Source organism: bacterium, assembly GCA_024226335.1.
Classification (GTDB): Bacteria; Myxococcota_A; UBA9160; order SZUA-336; family SZUA-336; genus JAAELY01.
Window position 1 is genome coordinate 1 of the sequence record JAAELY010000404.1, and the last position, 1,006, is coordinate 1,006.

1 protein-coding gene is annotated in these 1,006 nt (G+C 63.7%); it reads left to right on the plus strand.

What is annotated here, in order from left to right:
- Positions 1 to 18: 18 nt before the first annotated feature.
- On the plus strand, positions 19 to 1,006 hold a 988-nt coding region (locus tag GY725_20185), incomplete at its 3' end, for an HlyD family efflux transporter periplasmic adaptor subunit (protein ID MCP4006503.1).

Here is a 1,006-nt window from a genome sequence, read left to right on the forward strand (position 1 = left end):
ATCGTCGAGAAGGGCGAGATGTCTTCGACGCTGGACGCCTCAGGTCTGGTCGTGCCGGAGTTCGAACAGACCCTGACGGCACCCATGGCCACCCGGGTCGCCGAGGTGCTGCTGACCACGGGAGCGGAGGTCCGCAGGGGAGACCCCATCGTCGCCCTGGACGACACCGATGCCCGTCGTGAAGTGAACCGGATCGAAGAACAGATCGCGCTCAAGAACAACTTCCGACGCAAGACCAACCTGGAGCTGGCGCGATCCAGGAACGATCTGACCGCACAGCGCGACATCAAGGCCCTCGAGCTGGAGTCGTTCAGGTTCGAGCTCGATCGCAATCGCAAGATGTTCGAGCGGGGTCTCGTCGCCGAAGACGGGATTCGCCTATCGGAAACCGACGTGGAGCGCGCGAAGATCGAGGTGCGACATCTCGAAAATCAGTTACTGAACTCCGAGCAAGATCTGGCGGCGCGGCTGGAAGGGTTGAAGCTCGAGATCTCCATCCTCGAGCAGGATCTGGAGCGAGCGAAAAAGCGACTCGAACGGACGCAGGTCACCGCCGACCGCCCCGGGATCGTGACCTGGGTCGTGACCAGCGAAGGCGCCGCGGTGGCAGAGGGTGAGCCTGTGGCCCGAGTCGCCGATCTCAGCGCCTATCGCGTCGACGCGACGCTGTCCGACGTGCTGGCACGGCGCCTGACCGTGGGGCTCCCGGCGTTCGTACGCAGCGGCGACACCCGGTTGTCCGGACGGGTGACCAAGATCCAGCCCACGGTGAGAAACGGGATCGTGACCTTCGAGGTGGCGCTGGATGAGAACGATCACGCGGTGCTGCGGCCGAATCTCCGCGTGGACGTACATGCGGTCACCGAGCAACGCACCGGCACGCTCTGTGTGAAGCGAGGCCCGATTCTCAACGTGAGCGGCCACGATTGCATCTTCGTGGTCCGTGACGGCAAGGCCGTCAGAACGCCGATCGCCATCGGCCTGTCGAATTTCGAAGAGTACGAAA